At 64.0% G+C, this 13,487-nt stretch carries 12 protein-coding genes; 7 read left to right on the top strand and 5 right to left on the bottom strand.

The window, feature by feature from the left end:
- Window positions 1-173: 173 nt before the first annotated feature.
- The 4 genes from mnmG to hemJ all read right to left on the bottom strand — a co-directional run bounded on the left by mnmG (window position 174) and on the right by hemJ (window position 6,202).
- Window positions 174-2,054, bottom strand: a complete 1,881-nt coding sequence (gene mnmG, locus I6F16_RS24925; protein WP_225113155.1) for a tRNA uridine-5-carboxymethylaminomethyl(34) synthesis enzyme MnmG — start codon at window positions 2,052-2,054, stop codon at window positions 174-176.
- A 528-nt stretch (window positions 2,055-2,582) separates the two neighbouring features.
- Window positions 2,583-3,938, bottom strand: coding sequence for a tRNA uridine-5-carboxymethylaminomethyl(34) synthesis GTPase MnmE (mnmE, locus tag I6F16_RS24920; protein WP_225174075.1), 1,356 nt, complete (start codon window positions 3,936-3,938; stop codon window positions 2,583-2,585).
- A 308-nt stretch (window positions 3,939-4,246) separates the two neighbouring features.
- Window positions 4,247-5,512, bottom strand: a complete 1,266-nt coding sequence (rho, locus tag I6F16_RS24915; RefSeq protein ID WP_008133567.1) for a transcription termination factor Rho — start codon at window positions 5,510-5,512, stop codon at window positions 4,247-4,249.
- Between the two features lie 255 nt (window positions 5,513-5,767).
- Window positions 5,768-6,202, bottom strand: a complete 435-nt coding sequence (gene hemJ, locus I6F16_RS24910; protein WP_225174074.1) for a protoporphyrinogen oxidase HemJ — start codon at window positions 6,200-6,202, stop codon at window positions 5,768-5,770.
- 461 nt (window positions 6,203-6,663) lie between these two features.
- On the opposite strand from hemJ, the gene I6F16_RS24905 reads away from it, so the two are divergent.
- The 4 genes from I6F16_RS24905 to dnaQ are packed head-to-tail and all read left to right on the top strand — an operon-like array spanning window position 6,664 to window position 9,502.
- Entirely contained in the window at window positions 6,664-7,509 is an 846-nt protein-coding gene (locus I6F16_RS24905) for a pyruvate, water dikinase regulatory protein (protein WP_036003121.1), read from the top strand.
- A 9-nt stretch (window positions 7,510-7,518) separates the two neighbouring features.
- Window positions 7,519-8,127 carry a Maf family nucleotide pyrophosphatase gene (locus I6F16_RS24900; RefSeq protein ID WP_225174073.1) on the top strand — a complete coding sequence of 203 codons (609 nt, stop codon included), beginning with the start codon at window positions 7,519-7,521 and terminating at the stop codon, window positions 8,125-8,127.
- Window positions 8,128-8,150: 23 nt separating this feature from the next.
- Window positions 8,151-8,750, top strand: a complete 600-nt coding sequence (coaE, locus tag I6F16_RS24895; protein WP_109141967.1) for a dephospho-CoA kinase — start codon at window positions 8,151-8,153, stop codon at window positions 8,748-8,750.
- A gap of 29 nt (window positions 8,751-8,779) precedes the next feature.
- Window positions 8,780-9,502, top strand: coding sequence for a DNA polymerase III subunit epsilon (dnaQ, locus tag I6F16_RS24890; RefSeq protein ID WP_109141966.1), 723 nt, complete (start codon window positions 8,780-8,782; stop codon window positions 9,500-9,502).
- On the opposite strand, the gene secB is transcribed toward dnaQ, so the two are convergent.
- Entirely contained in the window at window positions 9,493-9,981 is a 489-nt protein-coding gene (gene secB, locus I6F16_RS24885) for a protein-export chaperone SecB (protein ID WP_036003132.1), read from the bottom strand. The genes dnaQ and secB overlap by 10 nt on opposite strands.
- A 398-nt stretch (window positions 9,982-10,379) precedes the next feature.
- Here secB and I6F16_RS24880 point away from each other — a divergent pair, with 398 nt between their 5' ends.
- The 3 genes from I6F16_RS24880 to I6F16_RS24870 are packed head-to-tail and all read left to right on the top strand — an operon-like array spanning window position 10,380 to window position 13,187.
- Window positions 10,380-11,087, top strand: a complete 708-nt coding sequence (locus I6F16_RS24880) for a Tim44/TimA family putative adaptor protein (protein WP_036003134.1) — start codon at window positions 10,380-10,382, stop codon at window positions 11,085-11,087.
- On the top strand, window positions 11,065-12,600 hold the full coding sequence (locus I6F16_RS24875) for an MltA domain-containing protein (RefSeq protein WP_225113150.1): 1,536 nt from the start codon (window positions 11,065-11,067) through the stop codon (window positions 12,598-12,600). The genes I6F16_RS24880 and I6F16_RS24875 overlap by 23 nt, the downstream gene beginning before the upstream one ends.
- Window positions 12,597-13,187, top strand: coding sequence for a Smr/MutS family protein (locus I6F16_RS24870; RefSeq protein ID WP_036003140.1), 591 nt, complete (start codon window positions 12,597-12,599; stop codon window positions 13,185-13,187). Before I6F16_RS24875 ends, I6F16_RS24870 begins: the two co-directional genes overlap by 4 nt.
- Window positions 13,188-13,487 lie beyond the last annotated feature (300 nt).

Here is a 13,487-nt window from a genome sequence, read left to right as displayed (position 1 = left end):
GGCGATGATCGAATCGAGCACCTTGTCGTTGGCCGCGGCCTTGCTGATCTTCGGGCTGGCCACTCCAGGTTCACTTCGCTGCCCGGCGCCCTCACCCGCTCCGGGTCTTCGCGATGGCGGTCGATCTCCGCCCGATCCGCGCTGTTTCACGTGAAACGCCTATGCGATTGGCTTTATGCGATTGCTTTGGAAGTCTTCCGTGCCTCGCGGCGGAGATAGGCCGCGAGAATGCCGAGCGCCGCCGGCGTCATCCCGTCGATCCGGCCGGCCTGGCCGACGGTGAACGGTCGTGCCTTCTCCAGCTTGGCGCGCACTTCATTGGAGAGACCGGGCACGAGCTGGTAATCGACATCCGCCAGCACCATACCCTCGTCGCGCCGGAAGGCTTCGACGTCGGCGCTCTGGCGCTCCAGGTAGACGTCGTACTTGGCGTCGATCTCGAGATGGGTCGCGATGACGGGATCGATGGCCGACAGCTCAGGCCAGATCGCGCGGACCTGGCTCCAGCCGATCTCCGGATAGGCCATCAGCTCGAACGCCGATCGGCGTTGGCCGTCCCGATTCAGCGACAGCCCGTGCTTGATGGCTTCGTTCGGGGTGATGGTCAGGGACTTCGACAACGTCCGGGCAGCGTTCAGGGCGTCCATCTTGGCGCGATGATGCCTGATCCGGGCGCTGCCGACACATCCCAGAGCGATCCCTTTCTCGGTCAGACGCTGGTCGGCATTGTCGGCCCGCAGGGTCAGCCGGTACTCTGCCCTGGAGGTGAACATGCGATAGGGCTCGCTGATCCCGCGGGTGACGAGGTCGTCGATCATCACACCGAGATAGCCGTCGGCACGGTCGAACACTGTGAGCGCGGCACCGCTGGCCGAGAGCGCGGCATTCAGGCCGGCGACGATGCCCTGCCCGGCAGCTTCCTCATATCCGGTGGTGCCGTTGATCTGCCCGGCCAGGAAGAGACCACGCAGACGCTTGGTCTGGAGGGTCGGATCGAGCTCGCGGGGATCGATGTGGTCGTATTCGATGGCGTAGCCCGGGCGGACCATCTTCACCCGCTCCAGGCCAGGAATGCTGGCGAGGATCGCGAGCTGGACCTCTTCGGGGAGCGAGGTCGAGATGCCGTTGGGATAGACGGTCGTGTCGTCGAGCCCTTCCGGCTCCAGAAAGATCTGGTGACCGTCGCGGTCGCCGAAGCGGACGATCTTGTCCTCGATCGAGGGACAATAGCGTGGACCGGAGCTCTTGATCTGGCCGGAGTACATCGGGGAGCGATGGACATTGGCCCGGATCACCTCATGGGTCGCGGACGTGGTCCGGGTGATCCCGCACTGGATCTGCGGCGTCGTGATCCGCTCGGTCATCACCGAGAACGGCTCCGGCGGCTCGTCGCCGGGCTGCATCTCGACTGCGGACCAGTCGATGGTGGTGCCGTCGAGACGCGGCGGCGTCCCGGTCTTGAGACGTCCAAGAGTGAAGCCGGCGCGCTCGAAGGAGCTGGAAAGGCCCATCGCAGGCGCCTCGCCGACGCGTCCGGCGGGCCAGTTCTTCTCGCCGAGATGGATGAGACCGCGGAGGAAGGTGCCGGTGGTCACGACAACGGCCCCTGCCCGGAGCTCCCGGCCGTCGGCCAGGCGAAGCCCGGACACCCGGCCATCGACTACAACCAGCTCGTCGGCTTCGCCCTCGATGACGGAAAGACCTTCGGTCTGGCGGATCGCGGCCTGCATCGCCGCCGCGTAGAGCTTGCGGTCGGCCTGGGCCCGCGGACCGCGGACGGCCGGACCTTTCCGACGATTAAGAACGCGAAACTGAATGCCGCCGGCATCGCCCATACGGCCCATCAGGCCGTCGAGCGCATCGACCTCCCGGACCAGATGCCCTTTGCCGAGCCCGCCGATGGCGGGATTGCAGGACATCGCGCCAACGGTCGAGAAACGGTGCGTCACCAGAGCGGTCGTTGCCCCCATCCGGGCAGCAGCAGCCGCGGCCTCACAGCCGGCGTGACCGCCGCCGATGACGATGACGTCGAAGCTCTCTCGCTCTGTTCGCATGGACGGACTTCTAGCTTAGCGGCGAGAAAGCCGGAAGTAGAAACTCGGGTGAAGTGTTTCACGTGAAACAAGCGCGGTCCAGGTCGGAAGCACTTTCGCGAAAACAACCCCATGCACAGTAGGAGCGGCATTGAGCCATATGATGTTTCACGTGAAACACGATCGGGAGCTCACAGCGGCAGATGGCCAAGCACACAAGCCTTTATCACGTGCTCCTTGCCTGGTTACCGGAGCTGCGAGTCGAACGCGGGCAGCTGCATCATAGGTCAATGCGAGCGCAGCGAAGCAATCCAGAATCTCGCGGCGAAGACAGTCTAGATTGCCTCGTCACAAGGGCTCCTCGCAATGACGAGATTCGAAGCACGGTCGTCGCCTTGACACTCTCTTGGGAGATCGGAACGGCGACCGACACTCGCCCCGGCGCAGTTTCACGTGAAACAACTAAAAAGACCACTGCGCGGAACCGGGGTCCCTGTTTCACGTGAAACAGAAGAAATGGAACCAGCGCTAATTCTACAATGAAGAACTCTACTTTCCGATGCAGAACTTCTGGAAGATGGCCCCAAGGACGTCCTCGACGTCTACCCGGCCCAAGAGCCGGCCCAAGGCATAGGCGGCCGCCCGCAGCTCTTCGGCCGCGAGCTCCTCACCGTTTTCTACAAGGTCCAGACTCCGGCGCAAGCTGTCTGAGGCCCGGCTCAACAATTCGCGCTGGCGCGCCCGGGTTACCATGGCGCCCTCGGTCGTTCCAAAGAATTCCGAAGCGAATTTCACCAGCGCCTCGACCAGCTCAGGCATGCCGTAGCCCCGGCTTGCCGAGATCCCGAACTCGCTCGGCCCGCCTCCTCCGCCCCCGCCGAGATCAATCTTGTTGCGCACGATCCAGACCGAGCCGCCGGACGGAACAGCACCGTCCGCCGCTGTCCAACGTGAGCGCGTTGCATCCGGATCGACGGCTTGTCCGCCCTCCACCAGCCACAGCACCAGGTCGGCGTCCTCGGCGCGCGCGCGGGCGCGGCGCACGCCTTCCTGCTCGACCGGATCCTCGGTCTCACGGATGCCAGCGGTGTCGATGACCGTGACGGGATAGCCGTCGAGGTCGAGCTGCACCTCGATGACGTCGCGCGTGGTGCCGGCATGCGGCGAGACGATCGCGACCTCGCGGCGCGCGAGCTGGTTGATCAGCGTCGACTTGCCGACATTCGGCTCGCCGGCGATGGCAACGACAAGGCCCTCGCGCAGCCGTTCAGAATGCCCCTGTGCCGCAAGCACTTTCGTGATTTCGTCGTGAAGCGCTCTGATCGCTTTCACCGCCGGCGCCCGCAGCTCCGCCGGCACGTCGCCTTCATCGGAAAAATCGATGCCGGCCTCGATCAGCGCGGAGGCCTCGATGATGCGCTCGCGCCAGTCGCGCGCGCGGTCGCCAAGCAGGCCCTGCAATTGGCGCAGCGCTTGGCGGCGCTGGCGGTCGGTGTCGGCGTGAATGAGGTCGTCGAGCCCCTCGGCCTCGGTCAGGTCGAGCTTGCCATTCTCGAAGGCGCGGCGCGTGAACTCGCCGGGGTCGGCCGCACGCGTATTCGGGATATCGGAAATTGCAGCGAGGAGCGCCGCGAGCACCGCCCGGCCGCCATGAACGTGAAACTCGGCAACATCCTCGCCGGTGGCGCTGGCCGGTCCTGGAAACCAGAGCACGACCGCATCGTCGATCGGCTGGCCCGCGCCGTCCCGGAGCAGCCGACGGCTCGCCTGTCGCGGCGCCGGCAGGCGGCCCGCGAGCGCCGTCAACGCCGCGCCGGCTTGCGAGCCGGAGACGCGGACCACGGCGATCGCGCTGGGCGCCCGCCCGGATGACAGCGCGAAAATGGTCTGGTCTCGTGGATGCATAGCCTATTTGTCCGGCTGCGGCCGAAAACGCAAACGTCCGTTTCTCGCGATCGAGAGCAACCGGATTTGCTGCACCAGGTTCTGCAGCAAATCGATTTTGCACCGCAATATAACCGCAGCATTCTGCTGCAGTTGGCCTGATCGCAAGAGGAGGCCAACTAGGATTTCAAGAATTACTTTTCAATATCAAAAGGTTAGTGAGAAACCTAGGTCGAGCACCGGCTGCCGCTCATGCTGCACCTTCGCTGCAGCAAAACCGCAACAAAAAGGGCGCCCGAAGGCGCCCGGAAGTCCTTGTTGCAGTGCACTCAGGTGTTCATAGAGTCGAAGAACTCCGAATTGCTCTTGGTCGAGCGCAGCTTGTCGAGCAGGAAGTCGATCGCGTCCATCGTCCCCATCGGATTGAGGATGCGGCGGAGCACGTACATCTTCTTGAGCACCTGCGGATCTGTGATGAGCTCCTCCTTGCGGGTGCCGGAGCGCGAGATATCGATCGCCGGGAAGGTGCGCTTGTCCGAGACCTTGCGGTCCAGGATCAGCTCCGAATTACCGGTGCCCTTGAACTCTTCGAAGATGACTTCGTCCATGCGGCTGCCGGTATCGACCAGCGCGGTCGCGATGATGGTCAGCGAGCCGCCCTCTTCGATGTTGCGGGCCGCGCCGAAGAAGCGCTTCGGACGCTGCAGCGCGTTGGCGTCGACACCGCCGGTCAGCACCTTGCCGGATGACGGCACCACGGTGTTGTAGGCGCGGCCGAGGCGCGTGATCGAATCGAGCAGGATCACGACGTCGCGACCGTGCTCGACCAGGCGTTTTGCCTTCTCGATCACCATCTCGGCGACCTGGACGTGGCGCACCGCCGGCTCGTCGAAGGTCGAGGACACGACCTCGCCCTTCACCGAGCGCTGCATGTCCGTGACTTCTTCCGGACGCTCGTCGATCAAGAGCACGATCAAATAGCATTCGGGGTGATTGTGCGTGATCGAATGCGCGATGTTCTGCATCAGCACGGTTTTACCGGTACGCGGCGGTGCCACGATCAAGGCGCGCTGGCCCTTGCCGATGGGCGCGACGATGTCGATCACGCGTGCAGACAGGTCTTTCCGCGTGGGATCGTCGATCTCCATGCGGAAACGCTGATTCGGAAACAGCGGCGTGAGGTTGTCGAAATTGACCTTGTGCTTGGCCTTTTCCGGATCCTCGAAATTGAGCGTGTTGACCTTCAGCAGCGCGAAGTAGCGCTCGCCCTCTTTCGGGCTGCGGATGTGACCTTCGATGGTGTCGCCGGTGCGCAGGCCGAAACGGCGGATCTGCGAGGGCGACACGTAGATGTCGTCAGGACCCGGCAGATAATTCGCGTCAGGCGAGCGGAGAAAGCCGAAGCCGTCGGAGAGAACTTCAACGACGCCCTGGCCGACAATATCGGTCTCGGCGAGCGCCAGCTGCTTGAGGATGGCGAACAGCAGCTCCTGCTTGCGCATGGTGCTGGCATTCTCAACCCCATTCTCCTCCGCGAACGAGACGAGCTCGGCCGGCGTTTTGGACTTGAGGTCTTCGAGTTTGATTTCCCGCATTGGGGTGGTCCTGTGGGGTAACCTGAAAAGAGGGGGTGCGAGGAGGCTCTGAAATGCGGACGCGAGCAGGTGCAGGTAAGGTCCGCAGGTCTGGCAAGGTGAACGCCGGTGAGGCTTCAATCCTGATGCGGGGTCCGGCCTCTGGAAGGCTCGGACACAACCACATCCGCCTGCGTTGGGTGGGATATCGATAATATAGAAAATCGCCTAGCGCTCCGCAAGCCGAAGCGCTGAGCGAATCGTCGCGCAGTTTGCCTAGAACGGCTTCACGATCACCATGATAACGATGAAAATCATCAGGACGGTCGGCACCTCGTTGATAATCCGATAGAATTTCTGGCTTCGCGGGCGGCGATCGGCGGCGAAATCCTTGACCCAGCGTGAAAAATAGCCGTGGACCGCCGAGAGCACGAGGACCAGTGCCAGTTTGACGTGCAGCCAGCCGAACGAGAACCAATGCCCGGACCAGGCGAGATAGAGCCCGGCGAGCCAGGTGGCCATCATCGCGGGGTTGATGATCGCCTTGAGCAGCCGGCGTTCCATCACCTTGAACGTCTCCGACTGCTTCGAGCCGATTTCGGCCTCGCAGTGATAGACGAACAGCCGCGGCAGGTAGAGCATGCCGGCCATCCAGGAGATGACGGCGATCACGTGCAGCGCCTTGATCCAGAGATAGACGTCTTCGAACATTTTCGGGGGTCCGGCTTGCTGCCCAGCGCGGGGAACGCTGGGGATAGTAAGAACCCGTTAAGGTCTTACCCCGCACACATATCCCTCTGTAGCGCCTTCCTCAAATCTAGAATCTTAGATTCTTAAGGTTTGAGTCTATGTGACCGTGGATTGGACTCACGCAATTCCGTCCGCGCGTTCACGCGCGCTTGTTCACATCCATCCACATATTCCGGACAGCCTTTGTCGACTTCCGATAAGTCAGCCGGCTTCAAAGGCTTGCGCGATTGTATCGGCAGCTTATCAAGGGACTTGTCCGCGCAATCCCGCTTCCCTCTCGGCGGGGCGTCGGATTTGTCCTGACCGGCAGCGGTGTGAAGAAAATCACGCCTTGTCCCGCCCCTGGTGTCGCACATCCCTTTCCGAGAGGTTAAGCTCCACAGAAATCCACAAACCGCCCCAACGAAATTCAAAGGGTTTTTGTGCCGACCTCGAACAATTATTTCCATCTCCACCTGGTCTCGGACTCCACGGGTGAGACGCTCATCACCGTGGCGCGCGCGGTCGCGGCCCAATACGCCAACGTGACGCCGGTCGAGCACGTCTATCCGCTGGTGCGCAGCCAGAAGCAGCTCGACCGCGTGCTTGATGAGATCGAGGAAGCGCCAGGGATCGTGCTGTTCACGCTGCTCGAGAAGGATCTGGTCGCCAGACTCGAGGATAAGTGCAAGCAGATCAATGTTCCGAGCCTGTCGATCATCGGACCGGTGATGCAGCTGTTCGAGGCCTATCTGGGAGCAGCGACCACCGGCCGTGTCGGCGCCCAGCACGTGCTCAACGCGGAATATTTCAAGCGCATCGATGCCTTGAACTACACGATGATCCATGACGACGGTCAGCATGTCGAAGGTCTCGACGAGGCCGACGTGGTACTGGTCGGGGTGTCCCGGACATCGAAGACGCCGACATCGATCTATCTCGCCAATCGCGGCATTCGCACCGCCAACGTGCCGCTGGTGCCGGGCATTCCGGTGCCCCCGCAATTGGAGACGCTGACGCGGCCGCTGGTGGTCAGCCTGCACGCGACGCCGGAACGCCTGATTCAGATCCGGCAGAACCGCCTGCTGTCCATGGGCGCCGAGTCCAGCAGCGGTAGCGATACCTACACCGACAAGCAGTCGGTCACGGAGGAGGTCGCGTTCGCGCGCAAGCTGAGCGCCAAGCATGACTGGCCGCTGCTGGACGTCACGCGCCGCTCCATCGAGGAAACCGCGGCGGCGATCATGAAGCTGTATAGCGATCGTCAGCGCAACCGGCCGTCCGAGTAAGTGTCGCCGATGAGTCTGTGGCGCGGCAAAAGTCCGTTGATCCTGGCCTCGCAAAGCAGCGCGCGCAAAATGCTGCTGGCCAATGCCGGGCTCGCATTCGAGGCTGTCACCGCTGATATCGACGAGCGTGGCATCCAGGCCGCGTCAAAGCTCTCCAACCCGCGCGAGATCGCCCTGCTGCTGGCCCGCGAAAAGGCCAAGGCTGTTTCTGCCTGTTATCCCGGACATTATGTGATCGGCGCCGACCAGACGCTGGCGCTCGGGAGCCGTCTCTTCAACAAGCCGGCAGGCCGCGCCCAGGCGCTGGCGCAATTGCGCGATCTCGCCGGTCGGACGCACGAGCTGAATTCCGCCGTCGCCGTGGCGCAGGATGGCAGGATTCTCTTCGAGGACGTTTCCGTGGCGCGCATGACCATGCGGGGAATGAGCGAAGCCGATCTTTCGGCCTATCTCGACGCCGCGGGCGACGCTGTGACCAGAAGCGTCGGCGCCTATCAGCTCGAGGGCCTCGGCATCCATCTGTTCGAGCGCATCGAGGGCGACCATTTCACCATTCTCGGCCTGCCGCTGCTGCCGCTGCTTGCGTATCTGCGCAGCGAGCAGCTAATTGCGGTGTAGATGCGAGAGAAGGCTGGGTGCTGATGCGAATTCTCGGACTGACCGGCTCGATCGGGATGGGCAAATCCACCACCGCGAAATTGTTCGCGGAGGCCGGCGTCCCCGTCTACGACGCCGATGCCGCAGTGCATCAGCTCTATGAGGGCGAGGCCGCCCCCGCGATCGAGGCCGCTTTCCCCGGCACCACCGCGAATGGCAAGGTCGACCGGCAAAAGCTGTCGGCGCGTGTCGTGCACGATCCCGCCGCGATCAAGCAGCTCGAGCAGATCGTTCATCCCATGCTCGGCGCGTCCCGGCAGAAATTCTTTGCCGACGCCGAGGCCGCCAAGGCGCCGGTCGTGGTGCTGGACATCCCGCTGCTGTTCGAGACCGGCGGCGAGAAGCGGGTCGATGCCGTGGTCGTGGTCTCGACCTCGCCCGAGCTGCAGCGCCAGCGGGTGCTGGCGCGCGGCACGATGGACGAGGCCAAGCTCGATGCCATCATCGCCAAGCAGATGCCGGATGCCGAGAAGCGCAAGCGGGCCGATTTCGTGGTGGATACCTCACACGGACTTGACCCCGTGCGGGCCCAAATCGCGCACATCCTGGCCGAGGTCGTTAAGATGCCGCAGCGGCGGACCTGATTCGCCGCCTCACACGGCTTCCAAGAGACATGCGCGAAATCGTCCTCGACACCGAAACCACCGGCCTCGATCCGCTGCGCGGCGATCGGTTGGTCGAGATCGGCTGCGTCGAGATCTTCAACCGCATGCCGACCGGACAGACGTATCACGTCTACATCAACCCCGAGCGGGACATGCCGGCGGAAGCGTTTGCGGTACACGGATTGTCGTCCGAATTCCTGGCGACCAAGCCGTTGTTTCACGAGGTCGCCGACGATTTTCTGGCGTTCATCGGCGACGCCCCGCTGGTGATCCACAACGCCTCGTTCGACATCGGCTTCATCAATGCCGAGCTCGACCGCATCAAGCGCACCGCGATCCCGCGCGAGCGCCTGGTCGATACGCTGCTGCTGGCGCGTCGCAAGCATCCCGGCGTGTCCAACCGGCTCGACGATCTCTGCTCGCGCTATTCGATCGACAATTCACACCGTACCAAGCACGGCGCGCTGCTGGACGCCGAGCTGCTCGCCGAGGTCTATGTCGATCTGGTCGGAGCGCGGCAGTCGCAGCTGCTGCTGGCCTCGGACGCCGAGGAGATCAGGGTCAATAGCGCCGGCGATGCGCCGCGGCGGCAACGCCCGGTGCCGCTCGCGCCGCGGATTTCCGAAGCCGAGCGCGAGGCTCATCGGGCCTTCATCGCAACGCTCGGCGACAAGGCGATCTGGAACGAGTACCTGCCCGCTCCAGTCGCGCTGGCGGCGGCTCAGGCCTGACCGGCCTGTCCGCCCTGAGCGGCCATTTGCCGCTCCATGTTCTGGCGGTAGAGACCGACGAAGTCGACCGGATCCAGCATCAGCGGCGGGAACCCGCCATCGCGCACCGCCGTCGCAATGATCTCGCGTGCGAACGGGAACAACAGGCGCGGGCACTCGATCATGACCAGCGGGTGCAGGTTCTCCTTGGGCACGTTGACGATCCGGAACACGCCGGCATAGGCGAGCTCGAACGAGAACATCACTTTACCGGCGGTCTCGGCTTTGCCCTCGACCGACAACGTCACCTCGAATTCCTGTTCACTGAGATTGTTGGCGTTGACGTTGATCTGGATGTTGATCTGCGGCGGCTGGCTCTGCGGCTGCAGCGAGCTCGGCGCGTTGGGATTTTCGAACGAGAGGTCCTTGGTGTATTGCGCCAGCACGTTGAGCTGGGGAGCCTGGGCCGCCTCGGGAGGGGTACCGTTACCGTTGGTCATGAAAGTGTCTCCTTACCCGATTGGGGGCTGAATTTCGCGGCGGTTGGCTAACATAGGGCCGGCTCGTTCCACAAGGACGAACGGTCCCGGACCGGGAATTCGGGCCGCAATCGCGGCTTTGACGTTCCTCCTGCCTTTTCCGCGAAATTTCGCCTTAAACGATTGAAGATGCGCCATTTCCGGGCAGGATCGGGTTTCCCCTTAAGCATAAAACGCGCTACACTTGACGCTGTGCCAAAAGGCGCCATTGGCCGGGCCAGATTTCGTGCCTACATCCCACGGACCTGACGTGGACCCAAAATGGTGATGTAGACTTGCCGTTTATGTAAGGAACGGTCTACTGGCCGGATTGATTTTCCCGGCAACGAGCCCTGCAAAGACCAGAAAGCGAATACGACGTGGACATCTACACCATCATATTCCTGGCGCTGGCCGTCTTCATCTTCTTGCGGCTGCGTAGCGTGCTGGGGCAGCGCACCGGCAACGAGCGGCCGCCGTTCGATCGCACCGCCGCCCGCAACGCGCTCGGAGGCGCCCAGGACAACAACGTCGTGACCATGCCGGGCAAGGTGATCGACCAGGCCCCGCTGGCGCCGACGGCCGAGCCGACCGCGCCGTCCGATCGCTGGAAGGGGCTGACCGAGCCGGGCACGCCGCTGGCGCAGGGTCTCGATGCCATCGTCGAGAAGGATTCCAGCTTCGACCCGCGCCATTTCCTCTCGGGCGCGCGCGGCGCCTACGAGATGATCGTGCTGGCCTTCGCCAATGGCGACCGCCGCGCGCTGCGCGATCTGTTGTCGTCGGACGTCTATGAAAGCTTCGACGCTGCGATCAAGGAACGCGAGAAGAACGAGCAGAAGACCGAGACGCGCTTCGTGTCGATCGACAAGGCCGAGCTCGTCGGCGCCGAGTTGCGCGATCGCAGTGCGCAGCTCACCGTGCGCTTCGTCTCGCAGATGATCTCGGCCACCCGCGACAAGGCCGGCAACATCGTCGACGGCAGCGCCGACACGGTCGCCGATATCACCGATATCTGGACTTTCGCCCGCGACACCTCCTCTCGCGATCCGAACTGGAAGCTGGTTGGCACCGGAAGCGCGAATTAAGATCTTCCTGAAGAACGGCGCGACGGCGCTTTGCGCAGCTGCCGTCGCGCTGTCGTCGTTTTCGCTCGGCGCCGAGGCGGCGCGGCGTCACCATCGCAGCCACCACCACCATCTGCCGCGAACGCCTGCCGCTCCGCCACGAGCCTTGCCCTATCCGCAGCTCACCCTGCCCTTCGAAATTCCCGGCGCGCAATATCTGCCGCTGGCCTGGGCGGACGTGAAGGGGTGGGGCGACGACAATCATCTCGCCGCGTACAAGACCTTTCGCGCCAGCTGCAAGCCGATCAATGCGCAGAACGGCGAAGCCAAGGCCGAGCCCAAAGCTTTGGGCACATCGCTGGGTGAGCCCTGCCGCGTCGCTAAAACGCTCGATCTCGCCGACGACGGCAAAGCGAAGACCTTCTTCGAGGAGAATTTCACGCCGCTGCGGATCTCGCGGCTCGGCGAGCCCGAAGGCTTCGTCACCGGCTATTACGAGCCGGTGCTGGAGGGGGCGCGCACGCAGTCCGATGTCTACAACGTGCCGGTCTATCGCCGTCCCTCGAACTTGTTTGTGCGCGGCTACAAGCAGGATGCGCTCAGCCTGCCCAACAAGGGCCCGGTCTATCGCAAGATCGGCCGCCGCAAGCTGGTGCCCTATTACGACCGCGGCGAGATCGAGGACGGCAAGATCGCCGGCCGGGGGCTCGAGATCGCCTGGCTGAAGGATCCGACCGATCTGTTGTTCGCGCAGATCCAGGGCTCGGCCCGCATCAAGTTCGACGACGGCAGCTCGGTTCGACTCAATTACGACGCCTATAACGGCTATCCCTACACGGCGGTCGGTCGCATCCTGATCGAGCGCGGCATCATCCCGAGAGAGGAGATGTCGATGCAGAAGATCAGGGAGTGGATGGCGCAGAACCCCGACGGCGCCAAGGAGCTGCGCCGCGCGAACCGCGCCTACATCTTCTTCCGCGAGGTCAATCTCTCCGACAAGGAGGAGGCAGTCGGCGCGCAAGGCATTCCCTTGACCGCGGGGCGCTCCATCGCCGTCGACAAATCGCTGCATGTCTACGGCACGCCGTTCTTCATCGAGGGCGAGCTTCCGATCGAGTCAGAACGCGCCAAGACGCCGTTCCGCCGGCTGATGATCGCGCAGGACACCGGCTCTGCCATCATCGGGCCAGCACGGGCCGATCTGTTTTTCGGCGCCGGCGCGGATGCCGGCCGTGTCTCCGGCCGGCTGCGCCACCCCATGCAATTCGTGATGCTGGTGCCGAAGAGCCTCGATCCCGCCCCGCGCGCCGCGAAGCTGCCAATCCCGGACCCAAGGCCCGCCGAGAAGATCGCAAAGCTGTTTCCGCAGACCGATCCGGCAAAGACCGGCACGCCCGTCGCCGCGGCGGCGCAAGGCAAGACCGAAACAGTCGCCGTCGCCGGCCCGGTTCCGCTGCCGGTGCCGCGTCCCGCGATCGAGCCTGCCCCTGAGCCGCGCCGTCCGGCAAAGAATCGTCCTCATCGCCCGCAATGAAACGGCCGTCCCGTCCGCCCGTGCTGGAGCCTCGCCCCTCGCCGCGCCGTCGCGCGCTGAGCGAGGAGGAGCGCGAGCTGTGGGATCTCGTCGCAAAGCATGTCAAGCCGCTGCGGAAGCATCGCGCGGCCAAGGCGCATGCTACCCCGCGCGCCGAATCTTCGCCCGGGTCCCAGGTGACGAGGACTTCGCCACCGTCAAGGCCGGTTGCCGCTGCACCGGCGCCGCGCGCTGCAAAGCCGTCGATTCCGCCGCTAGCGCCGCTCGGCAAGCGCGAGCGAACCAAGCTGTCGCGCGGCCGCAGCGAGATCGAGGCACGGCTCGATCTGCACGGCATGACCCAGATGCGCGCCCATCGCGCGCTGGCCGGCTTCCTGCACCGCGCCCATCAGGACGGCCTCACCTTCGTGCTCGTCATCACCGGCAAGGGACGCAGTGGCGGCGAAAGCGGCGTGCTCCGCCGCCAAGTGCCGGAATGGCTCAGCCTGCCGGAATTCCGCGCCTTCGTGGTCGGCTTCGAGGAAGCCGCGATCGGCCATGGCGGCGAGGGGGCGCTGTATGTGCGGATCAGGCGGGCGAGAGGGTAGCAGTCTCGGCGCATGCGGCTTCCCTTGCCTCTCCCGCTTGCGGGAGAGGCCGACGCGCGAAGCGCGGCGGGTGAGGGCTCTCTCCTCTTGGGGAATCCCTCTGTGGAGACACCCTCTCCCCAACCCTCCCCCGCAAGCGCAGGGCAATCGCATATGACTTGTGGCGGCGGTCTGCGCGCACGCCTCGTCCTTCGAGACGGCGCTGACGCGCCTCCTCAGGATGAGGCTAATCGGCGTCAGTGCCCGTTGAAACTGCCACCGCGCACTCCGACCTCATCCTGAGGAGCCCGCCTCAAGCGG

The organism is Bradyrhizobium sp. IC4060, from assembly GCF_020193715.1.
Taxonomy (GTDB): domain Bacteria; phylum Pseudomonadota; class Alphaproteobacteria; order Rhizobiales; family Xanthobacteraceae; genus Bradyrhizobium; species Bradyrhizobium yuanmingense.
The sequence above is the reverse complement of the archived record's forward strand: the minus strand, read 5'-3'. Positions and strand labels throughout refer to the sequence as shown.